Below are 18076 nucleotides of genomic sequence, written 5' to 3' on the forward strand. Positions count from 1 at the left end.
AACCTAGGCCAACGAAAAAGTTTTATTAAATTGGACCTATAATAGGAATATAAACACTAATTACTATATTCTAATTGAGCAACAATTAAAATGACACATCCTCTAAGACAACATATAGAAGAAGTAATTAGCCTTACAGATGAGGAATTTGATTTTGTTTTGAGTCATTTTAAGCAAATCAATAAACGTAAACATCAATATCTTATTCAAGAAGGAGAAATTGTAAATAAAGAATACTGGATAATAAAAGGTTGCTTAAAAAGCTACTTTGTTGACAAAACGGGAAAGGAACATATTATCCAATTTGGAATGGAAAATTGGTGGATTACGGATTATGAATCTTTTGTAAAACAAACCAAATCTAAAACTTCTATCGACTGTGTAGAAGATTGTGAATTACTATATATCTCATTCGAAAACAGAGACAAACTAACCGCTCAAATGCATAAAATGGAACGCTTTTGGGCTAAAAAAAGTAAAATCGGTCGTATTGCACTTCAAAATAGGATTCTGTCATTGTTACAAAATTCAACGAAGGAAAGGTACAACTTACTTCTCGAACAATATCCAGAACTTTTCCAACGTGTTCCTAAAAAAATGATTGCCGCCTATTTAGGTGTCTCTAGAGAAACACTTAGTAGATTAGACTCATAACTCTACTTCTTTTTATTATCACTCAATGTGACCTACATCACTTCAAAGAAGTGACAAACCTCCTTTCTAAAATATTAGATTCACTTCACCTTTGTATGACAATTAATTTAACAAAAAAGTTATGCCATACATTAACATTAGAGTTACTGACGAACAAGTAACACAAGAACAAAAACGTCAATTAATAGAGGGTGCTACACAACTAGTAGTTGACATTCTCAACAAAAATCCACAAACAACACATGTAATTATTGATGAAGTACCTATAGCAAATTGGGGAGTAAATGGGAAACAGTATTTAGGAACTAAAAAATAAAGAAAATGAAAAACAAAACCGTAATCATTACAGGAGCATCCTCAGGAATTGGTAAAGAAATTGCAAAATATTTTATAGAACGAGAGAGTAATGTTGTAATGAACTCTTCAAATGAAGAAAATTTAAGAAGGGCTTACAAAGAATTTGGTTCTCCCTCTAATGCTCTATACTTAGCCGGAGATATTAGCAAGCTAGATACTGGGCAGAAACTTGTTGCTCTGGCATTGGAAAAATTTAATTCTATAGATGTTTTAATCAATAATGCGGGAGTATTTGCTCCAAAACCCTTTTTAGAGGTTGAAGAAAAAGATCTAGACCTATATTGGAGTGTTAACCTAAAGGGAACATATTTTACCTCTCAAGCAGTTATCCCTCAAATGATTAAACAACAAAATGGTTCTATAATAAACATAGGAACTGTATTGGTAGAACACGCCATAGATGGATTTCCAGCAACAGCGGCATTAACAAGTAAAGGTGCTATCCATTCTTTAACGAGACAATTAGCAGCAGAATTTGGTAAAAGCAATATTAAGGTTAATACTATCGCTCCTGGAATTATCAGAAGTCCATTGCAAGGAAAAATAGGAATTGAGAATGCTGACAGTTTAGCTGGGTTACACTTGCTAAACAGAATTGGAGAAGCAACTGATATTGCAGAAGCAGCTTACTATTTGGCTACTTCTAATTTTATAACAGGAGAAACAATTAACATAGCAGGAGGCCATACAGTAGGTCACGCTATCTAAAAATAGATTATGTATAAAGAAAGTATAAAAGAAATCGAAAGTATAATCACTAATTATTTCGAAGGGATTTTTCACGGAGATGTAACTAAACTTAAAGCTTGTTTTTATGAAAATGTAGCTATTTATGGAGATATTAAAGGTGTTGAGTATTTAAAAAGTATAAACGAATATCTTGAAGGAGTTAAAAGCAGACAAAGCCCGAAAGATTTAAATGAGACTTTCAAAATGAAAATCATAGGAATAGATATAATGGGTAAAATCGCAATTGCCAAATTACATGTTCCCATGTTAGGGTATAATTATTATGACTACTTATCATTGGCCAAAGTTAATGATGATTGGAAAATTGTAAATAAACTATTCACACATGAAGAATAAATAAACAGTTGCTAGCAATGTATAAAAGCAATAGCGGTTCGGGTGTAAACTCGAACCGTTTTTTTTGTTTAATTCAGTATCTTGCTATCTGAAAAGTAATAGCTTTTAGTTCGCTATTTCTCATAAACAAACACCTTGTAGGCAATTTCACGAAACACGGAAATAACAGAAAAACTGATGAAATTTGACAGATATTTTCCGACAGAAAGACTAAAACCCTACATCAAATATTTTGTAGTGTCGGAAAACGAATTGGCTAATGAATACAAGGTTTTTCCTTCATCTGGCCTGGTCATTGGTTTTCAATACAAAGGACAACTTGCTACAATAAAAGAAAATACTGTAAGCAAGCTGACTTCGGCAGGAATAACAGGAATTACTGATGAATATAAAGTGTTTAAAAATTCAGAAGACATAGGAACCATTTTAGTTTACTTTACCGAAATAGGTTTTACACATTTTGCTTCACATCCTGCCAACGAACTCTTTAATTTAAGCCTTTCGCTTGACGAAATTTTTGATAAAAACAGCATACTAGAAGTTGAAGAAAAATTGGCAATTGCCAACACAGACAAACTTCGGATAAAAATCGTTGAGCAGTTTTTAGCATCCCAGCTCAAAGACATTCAAATAGACAAATTAATAGTTGAAGCCGTAAAACTTATTTACCAAAGTAATGGAATTATCCGTGTAAAAGAGCTGAAAGAAAAGCTATTTATCAGCCAAAGCCCATTTGAAAAGCGGTTTAGAAAAGTAGTTGGAACAACACCCAAAAAATTTGCTTCTATTGTTCGTTTCAATACAGTACTTGACAATCTGAATGAAACGAAAACGTTGACTGAAATCTGCTACGAACAAAATTTCTTCGACCAGGCCCATTTTATTAAAGACTTCAAGCAATTTACGGGCTACACTCCTCAAAATTCAAACGCTTCTTTTAGAAAAACGATTTTTTACAATTATAAGGGTTTTCATCATCCCATCTTTACATCGTAATCTTAATGTAAAAACAAATAATAAAATCAATTCTAAAATCAACAAGTATACTATTAAGTTTGAGCATTATGGTTGCGTGTAATTCAACAAATCATTTAACAATTAAAAAAATAAAAAAAAAATTTTACAATAGAACAAATTAAAGAAGCTCACGGCAAAGTAAAATCAGGTGCGGATTTTCCTTCTTATATTCAAGACCTAAAAAAGTTAGGTGTAACGTACTATGAAACTTATGGAGCAGATGGACATACCGACTACTATGGAGTAAAAGATTACAAAATCATATCCCCTGCAAAATATGAGATGTTAACAGTAGCAGAAAAGTCTAATGATGAACAGTTTAAAACAGATTTAAAAATTCATCAAGACGGCAAGACTGATTATCCAACATTCTGTACTGACTGTGCCAAGTCAGGTATAGAAAAATGGGCGGTTTGTATGGAAAAAATGACCTGCACTTATTATGACAAAGCAGGAAATGAATTGTTGGTGGAAGAAATTCCGGAATAAAAGGTATTAAACCTCAGGGCAAGCCTGTCTACCGACAAAGGCAGGCCCTGAACCCAATAATAGGAATCGACGCAAGGGTCGAGGTATTGATCCTAGATCCCGCCGAAAATGGCGGGATTAGTTCAACTTGCAATTTTCAGTGCGTCTTAGTGACTTCTCAAAATTGAGTTTCACTAATAAAAAACTGCCTACAATAACCAAGCGTGCGGTCGGTACTGAATGTCCAGCAAAATCTGTAGGATCCAAACATGAAGAACGTGCTACTAGTACTTGGTCTGGTTATTATTTATTACGGTGATCACTGAAATTCCTGATTATTTGGTTGGTTTTGTGTTAATATAAAGACCATAACCATGTCGAATTACGGTTTCCTGTAACTCCCTTTTCCAGGAATTGTTTTTCTTTAACGCCCATCATTTGGCAAGCCAGTGAAACTGGACTCATCATGAATGGGGTAGTGGAGGTGCCTTCAATTGGCCCTGGAATAATCAACAGGCCAACAAAAAATATTTACTAAATTAGAGATATAAAAAAATAACTCATCAAATACATTCAGGGATTGCTATAATTTAAAAAAGCTTCTCGACACACTACAAATGACCCAAACCGAACTCATAGTTTTAAATTTTACCGAAATTAGAAGAAGAAGCTTAGAACTTTGGAATGCACTTCCCAAAAGTCAATACTATTGGAAACCGGACGAAAACGCAATGACTGCGATAGAAATGATTAGACATGTATTGGAAGCCGATTATGGTTGGAATATGATTATCAATCAAGGTGATATGACATGTTACAAGACCCCTTGGAAAGACAGACCATTTGTAAGCGTGAAGGATGAACTTGAATTTGCATCACCATATCGAAAAAGATTTCTGCAAAGTGTTCTACAATTCTCGGATCAGCAACTAAGTAAAACAGAAATCATTCATCCAGGAAATGGAGAAAAGAAAATACTCGGAAAATATTTATTACGGATTGGATATCACGAATCTGTACACGCGGGATAATTCTTGTCATATTTACGGGAAATGGGAATTAATCGCCCAGAAATATGGGACTGAACAAAAAAACACAATAGTCCATAACATAGACTTCATGCAATCTCCATTACCCAGTTCAAAATACCTGAAGTAGCCAAACATGAAGATCTTAGAGACTAAACCAAACCTATTTTGTCTTGTCCCAGAGATAGCCAAATTTCCCGATTCTCCGGATGGTTATGTCGTGCTATATAAACTAGAACCCTCAAAAATTACGGTTTTCCGCAACCAACTTCTCAAGAAATTGTTTTTCTTTAGTTCCTTAAAATTAAGCAAACCCATGACAGCCAGACCACACAAAATAGGGTAGGGGGCAGCAGAGCCATCAACCATTATATTAATAACTAGGCCAACAAAAAAGATTTGTTAAATTAGACCTATAAAGCAAAAAATGAATAGTATCAGTGATATAGAGATCTTCCAAAGTTCAGATGGACAAGCAGAGGTAGCAGTAACATTTGATAATGAGACTGTCTGGCTGAATCAAGAACAAATGAGTCAATTATTCGAACGGGATAGAACGGTCATTGGTCGACATATAGGAAATATTTTCAGGGAAGGTGAATTGGCAGAAAAAGTGGTATGTGCAGATTTTGCACATACCACTCAACATGGCGCAATTGAAGGAAAAACACAGACAAAAAAAGCTATATACTATAATTTGGATGTTATCATTTCAGTCGGATATAGGATTAAATCCAAGCGTGGCACACAATTCCGACAATGGGCGAGCCAGAGATTGAAAGACTATTTGATCAAAGGATATACCATTAATCAGAAACGATTAGAGCAAACAAACCAAGAAATCCAAATTCTAAGATCTGGGATTCGAATTCTTGGCAGAGCCATTGAAGATAAGGCTCAGGAGCAAGGGCTTCAATGGTTGACACAATTTGCAAAAGGCCTTACCCTCTTGGACGACTACGACCACGAAAGACTTGATTCAAAAGGCTTATCCAAGGGTCCAACAAACTATCCGACGAAAACAGAATATAAACTGCTTATAGATCAAATGAGGAAGGAGTTTGATTCCAATCTATTCGGGTTAGAGAAAGATCAAGGATTTGACAGTGCAATTTCCCAGATCACAAAGGGATTTGATGAAAACGATTTTTATCCTAGTATTGAGGAAAAAGCAGCAACATTACTCTACTTGATAACAAAAAACCATGCATTCACGGACGGTAATAAGAGAATTGCGGCCGCTTGCTTTCTTATGTTTCTAAAAAAAAACAGCATGTTATCAGATGGAACCGGGATGCCTATAATTAGCAATGAAGCCCTGGCCAGTGTTACACTCCTTGTGGCCGCTAGTAAACCTGAAGAAATGGAAATTGTAAAAAAGCTAATAATAAGTATCCTAAATAGAAATAAGAAATAAAACGCACGACAATAACTAAAATTTACTCCGATCAATACTGCCTGTCCCTGAAAACTGAAGAAGCCAGACTTGGACGCCGTGTAGTCTAATTGAGCCCCAATAATTTCTTCTCATTGGCGCGGTCAAATTTCCGGATTCTTAGGCTGGTTTTTTACCATTATATAACTAGAATTATTTAAAACTACGGTTTCCCGCAACCAACTTCCCAAAGAATTATTTTTCTTTAGCTTCATAAAATTAAGCAAACGTATGATAGCCAGACCCCACGGAATAAGGTAGGGGTCAGCAGAGCCTTAAACCATTAAATTAATAACTAGGCCAAGCAAAAAGTTTTATTAAATTAGGTGATTGTTTGACATCAAATATTGACACTGCTTAGGAGTATTTAAATGCTTTGGAATAAAGAAAATAAATTTACAGAGATCCCATACGAAAGGGAGTCGGAATTGGAAGATGTCGTTAATGACGTAAAAGAAGCCTTATTTGGTCCCTTGCGTATCTATTTAGATGACAAAAAGAAAATTGGAAAAAAGGGGGGTACCAATAATTTACCGGATGGTTATTTAATAGATCTCACCAATAGCCAAGATCCTAAAATTTTTGTGGTGGAAAACGACTTGGCAAGCCACCAACACTTAAAACATATAGCCGTACAGATCCTGGAATTCTCACTTTCCTTTGAAACCAGCAAGGTAAAAGTAAAAAACATCATCAAGGAGATGTTGCAGAAAAGAAAACCAGAATGGGCCAAATGCGAGGATTTTGCCAAAAAGTATGGTTATGAAAATGTAGATTATCTCCTAGAATCCATTATTCACAAAAAGGACTCCTTTAATGCCCTACTTATTATAGATGAGTTAGGCGAGGAATTGGAAACTGTGTTGATCAGTAGGTTCAAATTCCCGGTAGAAGTAACCACTTTGAAGCGTTTTAAGAACCAGAATGAAGAAATTCTTTATGATTTCCAACCCTTTCTAAATGAAGTTACGGAGGACACCGAAAAAGTGGATATCTCGGAAATAGACACCATAGTGGTCCCCGCAAGGGAAGACGGCTTTAAAGAAGTGTTCATTGATGAGAATTGTTGGTTCGCTATACGCCTGAACTCCTCCATGATTCCCAAAATAAAATATATAGCGGCCTACCAGGTGGCACCAATTTCGGCCATTACCCATATTGCAGAGGTTAAGTCTATTGAACAATGGAAAGACACCAACAAGTACATTCTATATTTTACAGAACCCGCGCTAAAGATAAAAAAGGTCCCCTTGGGCAATGCAAAGGGAAAAGCTCCACAAAGTCCAAGATATTCATCAAAGAATAAAATACTAGAGGCGACTACTTTGGACAGTGTGTTTTAAGGATATAAGCAAAAGAAATTTAGGAAAGTTTCCCCGCAATAATAAACATAATAAATAAAAATGAAGGATTGGTTTTTAGATATAAAACTATCTTAGTGTTTTTATTGGACAACAATACATTTAGCGAATAATTTATTTTAAAAATAAGGGCTGGATAAAACAAATCTGGTTGGCTAAACAACTTAGGAAGAGTTACAATATGGTACACTCTTACGCCCAAAACAAAAGACAACCGAGTTTGGAAGACTTATACAAGATTGCGGAAATCTTAAATGTAGATATTTCAGAACTTCTAGTATCAAATACAAATAAGAAATAAAATATGGCCAAAAAAAATCAAAAATCTACTGATACACAAAACCTAGAATCAATCCTATTTAATTGCCGAGAGTATTTACGAAGTAATGCATCTTTAAATGATAAAAGAGACTTGCTATTAACGCTAGTTTTCTTGCGATTTATTGGTGAGAAGTTTGAGAATACACAAGCTGAAATGAGGCAGGAATGTATTGACAATGGTATTACAGACGAAGAAGTAATAAAGTCGTTCCTTAATAGCCCAAGCCGATATAAAGGTATTGCATATGTTCCTGAAGCTGCTCGTTGGGCTACAATTATGGAAAAGCCTGGTGCAAAATTGAATGCAGCACTGGATGACGCTATACAGGAGCTTGAAAATAGTGGCGATGAGTTAAAAGGCTGTATTCGTTTAGGTTTGTTTACATCAATAAATCTCGATGCCAATGTGATTAAAAAGGTGGTAGACGAGGTAAATAAAATCTCTCACAAGACGTTTGGTGAGGAAAAGGATTTAATTGGTCGGGTTTATGAATATTTCCTAAAGTCCTTTGCGGTAAATGCAACCAAAGAAGAGGGCGAGTTTTATACACCACACGATATAGTTGAGCTGATAGCGGCTTTTATTGAACCATATGATGGTACGCTTTACGACCCTTGTTGTGGTTCAGGGGGTATGTTTATTCAGTGTGCAAAGTATGTAGAAGCAAAGCAAGGCGACATCGAAAAAGTAAACGTTTATGGACAAGAACGAGACCCTGCAACGTATCGTCTTGCAAAAATGAACCTAGCTATGCGTGGTATCTCACACCATCTTGGTGAGCAAAATGCCGATACATTTACCAATGACCTACATAAAGGTTTAAGTTTTGATTTTATTATGGCAAATCCGCCATTTAATTTAAAAAAGTGGTATGATATCTCGTTAAGCAATGATAATCGTTGGGCAGACTATGCCACACCACCTGCAGGAAATGCAAACTATGCTTGGATATTGCATATACTCTCAAAATTAAAAGCAGGTAAAGGTATTGCTGGGTTCCTATTGGCTAATGGTGCTTTGGGTGATGATGATGCTATTGCAATTCGTAAAAAACTCATTGAAAATGACAAAATAGAAGCTATCGTGGTATTGCCGCGTGAGCTGTTTTACACTACCGACATATCGGTAACCTTGTGGATACTAAATGAAAATAAAAAAGGTGGCACTTGGCATGATCGTAAATTGCGTAACCGTGAAAAAGAGATACTGTTTATGGATTTACGCCAATGGACTGATAACCCAATTAAAGGAGAACAAAAAAAGAAGATAGAGCTAAAAGCCGACCAAATTAAACGAGCTGCCGAAATCTATTTTAACTGGCAAAGCGAGGGAACAGACGGCACAAACTATACAGAACCAGAACAATACCGCTCTGTTGGGCTAAAAGAATTTGAAGAAAAGAACTACTCCCTTGTACCAAGCCGATATATTGAATTTGTTGACAGTGACTCTAAAATTAACTATAATGAAGTGCTCACCGAAACAGCATCCACTGTTTCTGATTTATTAAAACGTCAAGAAAAGAATGATAAAACACTTCGTAACGCACTAAAACAGTTGGGGTATGAATGTGAGTAATAATTTCCGCTGGGTAAGATTAGGTGACTATATTGACCGAAGTATGGTTAATAATAGGGATTTGAAATATGGTGTTGAGCTAATCGAAGGTGTAAATAGCAGCGGAGAATTTTGCTCTCCCAAAGCGAATACTGTAGGTATAAATCTTAAGCCATATAAAGTTGTACAAAATGGATACTTTGTATACAATCCATCTCGTCTTAATATAGGTTCATTGGCATATAGAACAGATGGCTTATGTATTGTATCACATCTTTATGTAGTTTTTCATCTCAATGACCTTGGTCGAGAAAAGCTGTTGCCAGAATTTCTTTTTATCTACTTTAAACGAAAAGAATTTCTAAGATTAATAGATTACCTGAATTTTGGAAGTCAACGACCTGAGTTTAACTTCTTTGAAATGAGCGAAATTCAAATCCCACTACCCGATATAGATACACAACAAGAATTAGTCAATACTTACAATGGCCTAAAAGCATTAGCAGAACAGAATGAAGCTTTAATAGAGCCACTTACCCAAGCTTGTCAAGCCTATATTGTCGATTGCAAAAAAAAGTATCCTGAAGTTGAGCTTGGTGAGTATATTGAAGAGTTAGACGAAAGAAATTCAGATGGTAAATGTACACTTGACGATGTTAAAGGTATTAGTATTTTAAAGAAACTTATACCGACTAAGGCAGATATGAAAGATGTTTCTCTATCACCTTATAAACTTCTAAAGCCAAATGATTTTAGTTATGTAACTGTAACATCTCGTAATGGCGGTAAAATATCCTTAGCAATTAATGATTCTGACAAAACATATATTGTATCGTCTTCATACAAGGTTTTTAGGTCTAAAAATGCAAAAGAATTACTACCTGAATTTCTGTTCTTATTAATAAGCAAAGATGAATTTGACCGATATTCTCGTTTCAACTCTTGGGGCAGTGCACGAGAGACTTTTGATTGGATTGAATTATGTAGAGTGCGTATTCCATTACCACCACCAGAAGTGCAACAATCTATAGTTAACCTCTACAACTGTGCCGAAGAAGCTAAGAAAATAGCCAACAAGGCTCGTAAAAAAATGAAAACACTATGTCCAGCATTAGTGCAAAAAGCAATAAACGGGTAACTTATGACGAACTTAGAGCAATTTGAAAAAGACAAAGCACTTAATGCTAAAAACATCTTGTTTACAATGTCTGATGATGAGGTTATGGGACAAAGAGAACAAGGGTTTTACGTTCGAGAGTTTGTTGATGATGGAAATGAATGTCTAAATTTCATTTTCGATAATGGACATAAATATATTTTTGATAAAGTTGAAGAAATGCTCTATTTAGGTGAGCCTATACCAGAAGAATACTTTATTCATAAATTTCTCGAAAAAGAAGTTAGTGATTTTATAAATAAATGGTCTATTGACAAATTAATAGAAGACTTTTTTCTTCATTGTTCTGAATCCGAAATTGTAGCAAAATCATTCATTAAATTGCTTCCTTATCGTGAAGAAAAAATTGTTTACCTCACAAATATCATGATACCAATAGAACTTAAACATAAGGGTCTTGGAAAGTTGCTAATAAAACAGATTTTTAATATGTGTCAACGCCTCAACTACCGTTTAATTCTTCAAGATGTTGTGGAATCTTTCAGCAAATCATTAAAGAATAGGAACGCAAAGTTCTTGGACTTTGATGCCATAGAAATTACTAAAGACACTAATTTGAACTAATACAATATGAAAGGAAAGTTTTTCGAAAGCGATTACGAAGAAGCTCTTATTGATTTATTAGAGCAACAAGGATGGATATATGCTTATGGTGGCAATATTGCTCGTAACAATCGGGAAGTTTTATTAAGCAATGATTTAAGCACCTATCTCAAAAAGAGGTACGATGATTTAACCGATTCCGATATTGAAGAGATTACAAACCACTTGCGTTTCACCAGTGGTCAAACCCATTTTGAGTTGCTTCGTAACACTTTTCATCTTATTCGTGATGGTTATCGTTATACGCGTAATAGCGATGGTAAAATATTCGATATAGAATATCTAGATTTTGAATTTGGTAACACAAATAATATTTATAGTTGTGTCAATCAATTTGAAGTTGGTTATGGCTTAAAAGCCGAAGTTCGTATACCCGATGTATTACTTTTTATCAACGGTATTCCTGTATGCATTTTTGAACTTAAAAACCCAACAGATGCCAATGCAACTATTTTTAGTGCTTATGAGCAAATTCATAACCGATACAAAAGAGATATTCCGCACCTATTGCGTTATTGCCCACTATCGTGCATAAGTGATGCAACTGTTAACAATACCAAACTAGGTACTACCTACACACCATACAATCACTATTATGCTTGGAAAAAAGTAAATAATGAAGATGAATCAGCCAAAAAAGGGATAGACCAAATAAAAACCATAGTGGCTGGTGTGTATGAACCTAATCGCTTTTTAGAAGTTATTCGTGACTATGTTTACTTTCCCGACAAAAACTCAGACAAAGAAGAAGAGATAGTATGTCGTTATCCTCAGTTTTTTGCTACCCGTATGTTAAGGGAAAGCGTACTTGAAGCACATTTAGCAAATAGCCGTAAAGGTGGTACATACTTTGGGGCAACTGGCTGCGGTAAAACCTATACAATGATGTTTTTGGCGCGTCAGTTATCCTTACGCTGCAGTGAACTTGGGTCACCAACTATAGTAATGATTGTGGATAGAGACGACTTACAAACACAAGCAGGTAAATTGTTTCTGCGTTCAGAAGAGTTTTTATCCTTGGGAGCTGCTAAAATAATTGCCGACAGACAAGACCTAAAAACAGAAATGTCCATTAGAAAGTCAGGTGGATTCCTTATTTGTACTATCCAAAAGTTTTGTGAAGAAATAGGCGAATTAAATACACGTAAAAACATTATTTGCTTTTCCGATGAGGCACATCGTACACAAGTAAAACTGAATAAGCAACTAAAAATAAAGGATAAAAAACCAGAAACTAAAGCAGAAATTGCAGAAAATAATTTAATAAACACCCCTGGCAAAAAAGACACGTCTTTAGGTGCATTCGTTACAAAGCCTTATGCAGAGCATCTACGTATTGCATTCCCCAATGCAACATTTGTCGGTTTCACAGGCACACCAATAGAAGAAACAATTCAAGTTTTTGGTGAGGTAGTAGATAGTTATACAATGCAACAATCTGTTGACGATGATATTACTGTTGCGTTGAAATACATTCCTCGCATTGCAAATGTTACCCTCGATAGTCAAAAAGTAAAACAGATAGATGCGTATTATAAACAGTGTGCTGATGAAGGTGCTACCGAAGATGATGTGGCAGCAAGTAAAAAAGCAATGAGTGCTATGGAAGTAATTCTTGGCGATGACGAACGTTTAGAACGTTTAGCTAAAGATATTATAATACATTACTCCAATGCTTGCGAAAACAAAGTTGATGTTGTACAAAAAGCAATGATTGTATGTAGCAAACGTAAAATTGCCTACCGCTTATTACAAAAGTTTAGAGTACAAAACCCTGAATGGTTTGAAGAGAAGAAATCACCAAACGACAGCAAGTTAACAAAGGAAGACCTTAAGAAACTTCCGAAAATGCCTACCATTGCAATGGTGGCTACTCGTGGTCCAAATGACATAGCGGATATGTATAAATACATAGGTGATAAATCTAGAATTAAAAAGCTAGATGACGCCTTTAAAATGGAGCATTCAAACTTCCGTATTGTTATAGTTGTAGATATGTGGATTACTGGATTTGACGTTCCAAGTTTAACGTATCTTTATAATGATAAGCCACTTCAAAAACAGACGCTTATTCAAACCATAAGTCGTGTAAATCGCAAATACGAAGGTAAAGAGTTTGGATATGTAATTGACTACATCGGTATTCGTGAAAATATGATGAAGGCTATGCGTAAGTTTGGAGGCGATTCATTTGGCCCCAGTGAAGATGATGTTCAACAAGCTTTGGAGGCTCTAATTATTGAGTTAAAAATAATTAGCGATGTCTTTACTGATTTTGATATAACGCCATTTACAGATTCCAATACAACACCATTGGAGAGATTGGAATGTTTGTCTTCTGCAGCGGACTATATAATAACACTTACTGAACAACTAAATCTTAGCAACGAAAAAGACAAACCAAAAAAAGTTAGTGTAAAGACATTTTTTATGGCTCACATCAAACGATTAAGGACAGCTTATGATATTTGCCAACCATCAAATGTGCTTACAAATGAGCAACTTTCCTTATCGCAGTGTTTTATGGCAGTAGCTTCGTATATCAGAAAAACATCAGGAGATAGACACGATACTGAAAGTATGAACCTTGCGGTGGAAAAAATGGTTGCCGAAGCCTTGAAATGTAATTCAGTAGTAAATATTCTAGATACTGATGTTGAAGAGAACATATTTAGCCCTGAGTTTGTCGAGCAATTAAACAACATAAAACTACCAGCCACAAAACTTGAAGTTTTAATTAAGATGCTTCGTAAGTCTATAAAAGAATACGAAGACACAAATAAGATAGCCGCAGAAAAGTATGAAGAGCTACTAAATAGAACGCTTGAAGAATATCATAATAGAAGAGCAAGTTTATCTTCTGAAGAAGCCACTTCTACACAGGCAGAGGCGGTAGATTCTATTATCAGATATGCTACCCAACAGGCTTTAGAAATAATGTCGAAATTAGGAGAAGATAAAGATAGCTTTAGAAAATTAGGTTTAACTTTTGAGGAAAAAGCTTTTTACGATATTCTTATGCATCTGCGCGACAAATATAACTTTGAGTTCGGTGAGGATAAAAAAGTTGGTAGCTTAATTATAAACGAAAAATGTAAACTCTTGGCTCAGAAAATTAAAGAGCTAATTGATATGCAATCTTCGTTTACAGATTGGCTCAACAATAGTAATGTGAGAGCAGACTTGAATCAAAAAATATTCTTCTGCTTACATAAAAATGGTTACCCACCCCAACATAACGATGAGGTGTTCGATCAGGTAATGGAACAGGTTGAAAATTTTAAACACAAAAATTAATAACGAATAGAATAAGCCAACGCAAGTTCAAGCACATTGCAATCCTCCTACGTGCGGTTGCAAAGAGCTTTCTCGCCAACGCTAAAAGCGAAATGAATAAATGGTCTTGCTACATTTGTTGGGACACTTAGTTAAGGGCAATATTGAAAAATCCTTAACTTGGTAAAACGATGAAAGAAAACAGAAGAATCTACAGTAAAGAATTTAAACAAAAGGCGGTGGAATTGAGCCACGTTCGTGGCAATGTGAACGATATTGCCCGTGAACTGGGTGTCAGATCGGAACTTCTCTATCGCTGGAGACGAGAGTTTGCCCATGATCCTTCCCTGTCCTTTAGTGGCAACGGGAATAAACAGCTCACCCCGGAAGCAAAAGAAGTTGCCAGGTTAAAAAGGGAGCTCGCCGATGTAACCATGGAGCGGGATATCTTAAAAAAGGCGATAGGCATCTTCTCCGCGAGCGACAGGAAATCTACAAATTCATGAAGGACCACCGATTGGAATTTCCTGTTGGGAAGATGTGCAAAGTTTTTAAAGTGAGCAAAAGTGGGTTTTACAGAAGTCAAAGAATGCTTCCTTGCGACCGGGACAATGAGAACCGGATGCTACTTTTTCAAATTGGGCGGATACACCAGAAAAGTAAGGCGACCTACGTAAGCCCGCGGATAACCGATGAGCTCAGGGCCCAAGGATTCGATGTGTCCAGGCCACGGGTGGCCCGGCTGATGAAACAAAAAGGTATACGGGCCGTGCATGCTAAAAAGTTTGTGGTCACCACCGATTCCAAACACAAATATCCGGTAGCAGAAAATAAATTGGACAGAAACTTTTCAGCGCAAGCTAAAGCCCGGGCCTGGGTATCGGACATCACCTACATAAAGACCGGGAGGGGATGGCTTTACTTAACGATAATTATTGACCTTTTCGACCGTAAGGTCATAGGTTGGTCACTCAGTAGCGATCTGAGTGCCGCAAACACTTGTATGGCCGCATGGAGAATGGCTGTTAAAAACAGACCGCTTTCGGGAAAATTGATATTCCATTCGGATAGGGGCGTACAATATGCCTGCAATGCCTTTAGAAACCTATTGGGCAGTTATGAAGGAGTTCAGCAGAGTATGAGCAGGAAAGGGAACTGTTGGGACAATGCCGTTGCGGAAAGCTTCTTTAAATCCATAAAGGTAGAACTCATATACAGGACCCGTTATAAGAGAAAAGAACAGGCCGCTATATCTGTGTTCGAGTGGATAGAAACCTGGTATAACCGAAACAGAAGACATTCAGCTCTGGGTAACCGCACAATACTAGAATTTGAACAAATAATGCAATTTAAAAATGTAGCTTAACTTTTTGTCCCGTTTTTTGTTGCAAGTTCAAAAATAAAATCGACATACAACAATGTGTCCCGAAATTCATTAGTCTTGTCCAATTAACTTAATGTTTATTTTAAATTATTCCTTCAGAAAATTTAAGAGATAAAGCCAGCAGGTAACAACCTATCCAATGAAAAGCACTAGCCCATCCGGATAATTATATGGACCTCAATTTCAAGGTTTTATTTTTTGTCGCTCCTGCACCCAATATGTTATGTGCTGTTTCCCTTTGCGGTTTCCCGCAACTTACTTTTAAATATTTCTTTTTCTTTATGAGAAAAATTGGATAAGTCAATTTATGTCTGGGCTAAAAAATAGGGTAGTGTAAGTAAGGTTTATAAGCCCATAAAAAACAACCAGCCCAACAAAAAGATTTACTAAAATAGGCCTATAAGAGAAATATAATCAATAACCATATCCAATTATTGGCTATTATTTTAAAACAGGCAATCCATAAAGAAATAGTACTTTTATAAAATGAAAATAATTTCAGTTTTTAACAACAAGGGCGGTGTAGGAAAATCAACCTTAACTTATCATTTAGGAAACGCGTTAGCAGAACTTGGACAAAGAGTTCTTATGGTTGACCTTGACCCACAATGTAACTTGACAATTTGTGCAATGATGGAAGAAACACTTCATAAAATTTGGGCACAAGAAGATAGTTACATTGATGATTTTGAAAGTGCTTTCAATCAAAATCCTGACATTATAAATTCACCAAGAAGTATTCACTTTATCCTAAAGCCGGCCGAGGATGGTATTAGCGAACCGACAAATCTTCCACCAGTTTTTTCATTAGGCAACAATATTGACATTTTACCGGGCAGATTGTCTTTGCACAAATACGAAAACAAAATTGCTGAAAGATGGAGTGGTGTTTACCAAGGCGACAATTTATCTATTCGTACAATTACAAACATTAGAAACATATGTCAACGTTATGCCGAAATAAACAATTATGACTACGTCTTAATTGACACGTCACCAAGTTTGGGCATTTTGAATAAAGTTATTATGTCCACTGTTGACGGTTTCTTTATACCAGCACAACCTGATATGTTTAGTTTATATGGAATTAGAAATATTGGTAACGCATTACAATTGTGGCAAAGAGAATTTATTTCTATTTACACATTGATTTCAGAAGAAAAACGCTCAAAATTTCCTTCTAATTTCGTTCAGTTTCTTGGTTATACAATATACAACGCCAAAAGGTATACGAGAGATAACGAGCCATTCAATGAATATAATTTGGCTCAAGCCCATTACCAATACGTTACTCAAATTCCAGAAACTATTGTTGAATATATTCAGGAGAGTAATCGGACAAGTGTTTCAAATGATTTAATTGCAAGTCCTATTGGCGGTAGCTCAATTATTCACTCCCACAACACATTTCCTGCAATGGCTCAAGCATTAAAATGTCCTATGTGGAAAGTTCCTGAAGTTTATGCAGGCTTACAAAGAACCAATCCTGAATACTTGGCATTTCTAAATCAAAATGGATTTGAATATAATAGAGGAAACAATGGTCGATTGGCTGAGATTGGTGTAAATTATAGAACATTCACAAACGAATTATTAATAAGAATAAATTCGTTATGAGTGAGAACGTAGACGAAATAAATTCTGTTGTAGAGTTTTACAAAGACAATCAACATAGATTGATTCAGTTTCAAGCTTCTGTTGAAGCTTTTTTTTTCAAAACACCCTAAATTGACTCAAAAGCCATTTCCTATAATTCATTCTATAAAGACAAGGCTTAAAGACCCAGACCATTTAAAAGACAAAATAGAACGCAAATTAAGAGATGGTGTCCAAATATCTAACGACAACTTATTCGGAAAAATTACTGATTTAATAGGTATAAGAGTTTTGCATTTATATCAAGACCAGTTTCCCATAATTCATAATGAAATTCTGAAATACATTGAACAAGGTGATTGGACTTTTGTAGAAGAACCCAAAGCAATGACGTGGGACCCTGAATCCAAAAAAATGTATGACGACCTAAAAATCACAACAGAAATAAGATCTACATTTTACACAAGTGTACATTATCTAATTAAACCAAACAATAACAATCCAAATCCGATTTGTTGTGAAATACAAGTAAGGACACTTTTTGAAGAGATTTGGGGTGAAATTGATCATAGTATTAATTATCCTCACCCAACGGACAATGTTGCGTGTAGGGAACAATTAAGAGTTCTCTCAAAACTTGTTGGTACTGGAACACGTCTAGCAGACTCAATATTCAGAACGTTAAACGACCATAATAAAAATGGAATTGACAGCATTAACAAATAAAAATACAAACCGCAAACAACGGCTTCAAT

17 protein-coding genes are annotated in these 18076 nt (G+C 35.6%); all 17 read left to right on the forward strand.

Annotated features, from left to right (window positions below):
- Positions 1-90 precede the first annotated feature (90 nt).
- The 17 genes from U735_RS0111700 to U735_RS24615 all read left to right on the forward strand — a co-directional run bounded on the left by U735_RS0111700 (position 91) and on the right by U735_RS24615 (position 18047).
- Entirely contained in the window at positions 91-654 is a 564-nt protein-coding gene (locus tag U735_RS0111700; RefSeq protein ID WP_031443992.1) for a Crp/Fnr family transcriptional regulator, read from the forward strand.
- 121 nt (positions 655-775) lie between these two features.
- Positions 776-970, forward strand: a complete 195-nt coding sequence (locus tag U735_RS0111705) for a tautomerase family protein (RefSeq protein ID WP_031443993.1) — start codon at positions 776-778, stop codon at positions 968-970.
- 5 nt (positions 971-975) lie between these two features.
- The gene (locus tag U735_RS0111710; protein WP_031443994.1) at positions 976-1719 is read left to right on the forward strand and encodes an SDR family NAD(P)-dependent oxidoreductase; all 744 of its coding nucleotides are present in this window, start codon (positions 976-978) and stop codon (positions 1717-1719) included.
- Between the two features lie 9 nt (positions 1720-1728).
- On the forward strand, positions 1729-2097 hold the full coding sequence (locus U735_RS0111715; RefSeq protein WP_031443995.1) for a nuclear transport factor 2 family protein: 369 nt from the start codon (positions 1729-1731) through the stop codon (positions 2095-2097).
- Between the two features lie 177 nt (positions 2098-2274).
- On the forward strand, positions 2275-3093 hold the full coding sequence (locus U735_RS0111720) for a helix-turn-helix domain-containing protein (RefSeq protein WP_084681108.1): 819 nt from the start codon (positions 2275-2277) through the stop codon (positions 3091-3093).
- Between the two features lie 138 nt (positions 3094-3231).
- Entirely contained in the window at positions 3232-3603 is a 372-nt protein-coding gene (locus U735_RS0111725; protein ID WP_262482710.1) for a DUF1398 domain-containing protein, read from the forward strand.
- A 596-nt stretch (positions 3604-4199) separates the two neighbouring features.
- Positions 4200-4613 (forward strand): DinB family protein, encoded by a 414-nt coding sequence (locus tag U735_RS24610; RefSeq protein ID WP_051892106.1) that lies wholly within the window; start codon positions 4200-4202, stop codon positions 4611-4613.
- A 424-nt stretch (positions 4614-5037) separates the two neighbouring features.
- A complete protein-coding gene (rhuM, locus tag U735_RS0111740; RefSeq protein WP_031443999.1) occupies positions 5038-6027 on the forward strand; it encodes a virulence protein RhuM/Fic/DOC family protein in 990 nt (329 codons plus the stop codon).
- 389 nt (positions 6028-6416) lie between these two features.
- Positions 6417-7388: a hypothetical protein gene (locus U735_RS25760; RefSeq protein ID WP_034248449.1), complete on the forward strand. Its 972-nt coding sequence runs from the start codon at positions 6417-6419 to the stop codon at positions 7386-7388.
- 169 nt (positions 7389-7557) lie between these two features.
- Positions 7558-7707, forward strand: coding sequence for a helix-turn-helix domain-containing protein (locus tag U735_RS25315; protein ID WP_394357439.1), 150 nt, complete (start codon positions 7558-7560; stop codon positions 7705-7707).
- Between the two features lie 3 nt (positions 7708-7710).
- A complete protein-coding gene (locus U735_RS0111760) occupies positions 7711-9306 on the forward strand; it encodes a class I SAM-dependent DNA methyltransferase (protein ID WP_031444002.1) in 1596 nt (531 codons plus the stop codon).
- The gene (locus tag U735_RS0111765) at positions 9293-10423 is read left to right on the forward strand and encodes a restriction endonuclease subunit S (RefSeq protein ID WP_031444003.1); all 1131 of its coding nucleotides are present in this window, start codon (positions 9293-9295) and stop codon (positions 10421-10423) included. Before U735_RS0111760 ends, U735_RS0111765 begins: the two co-directional genes overlap by 14 nt.
- A gap of 3 nt (positions 10424-10426) precedes the next feature.
- Complete coding sequence (locus U735_RS0111770) at positions 10427-11026, forward strand: hypothetical protein (RefSeq protein WP_031444004.1); 600 nt, start codon at positions 10427-10429, stop codon at positions 11024-11026.
- Between the two features lie 6 nt (positions 11027-11032).
- Complete coding sequence (locus tag U735_RS0111775; protein WP_031444005.1) at positions 11033-14362, forward strand: type I restriction endonuclease subunit R; 3330 nt, start codon at positions 11033-11035, stop codon at positions 14360-14362.
- 170 nt (positions 14363-14532) lie between these two features.
- Positions 14533-15707 (forward strand): IS3 family transposase gene (locus U735_RS0111785; RefSeq protein ID WP_232233255.1). Its coding sequence is split into 2 segments (ribosomal slippage): positions 14533-14788 and positions 14788-15707, totalling 1176 coding nucleotides; the frame shifts between segments, so codons are not numbered across the junction.
- Between the two features lie 504 nt (positions 15708-16211).
- Positions 16212-17342: a ParA family protein gene (locus tag U735_RS0111790; protein ID WP_031444007.1), complete on the forward strand. Its 1131-nt coding sequence runs from the start codon at positions 16212-16214 to the stop codon at positions 17340-17342.
- A 111-nt stretch (positions 17343-17453) separates the two neighbouring features.
- On the forward strand, positions 17454-18047 hold the full coding sequence (locus tag U735_RS24615; RefSeq protein WP_198036652.1) for a RelA/SpoT domain-containing protein: 594 nt from the start codon (positions 17454-17456) through the stop codon (positions 18045-18047).
- Positions 18048-18076: the final 29 nt, after the last annotated feature.

The sequence above is a fragment of the Arenibacter algicola genome (genome assembly GCF_000733925.1).
Lineage (GTDB): Bacteria > Bacteroidota > Bacteroidia > Flavobacteriales > Flavobacteriaceae > Arenibacter > Arenibacter algicola.